Source organism: Bacillus cereus group sp. BfR-BA-01408 (assembly GCF_022663305.1).
GTDB lineage: Bacteria > Bacillota > Bacilli > Bacillales > Bacillaceae_G > Bacillus_A > Bacillus_A pacificus.
This window is the reverse complement of the sequence record NZ_JAKUFF010000391.1, coordinates 1-201: the sequence shown is the minus strand read 5'-3', so window position 1 is coordinate 201 and position 201 is coordinate 1. Positions and strand designations below refer to the sequence as shown.

Genomic DNA, 201 nt, shown 5'->3' with positions numbered 1-201 from the left:
ACAAGGTCCGACGGGGGCAACAGGAGAAACGGGAGCAACAGGAGCGACAGGGGAAGGCACTACAGGCCCAACAGGAGTAACCGGTCCAACAGGGGTAACAGGCCCATCTGGAGGACCTGCCGGACCGACCGGCCCAACGGGGCCATCAGGTCCGGCGGGAGTAACCGGTCCATCTGGTGGACCACCTGGCCCGACAGGAGC

1 protein-coding gene is annotated in these 201 nt (G+C 65.7%); it reads left to right on the top strand.

Features of this window, described 5'->3' with window-relative positions; genetic code table 11:
- Window positions 1-201, top strand: a 201-nt coding sequence (locus MR083_RS27795; protein ID WP_242270166.1) for a hypothetical protein, incomplete at both ends; no start/stop codon positions are given.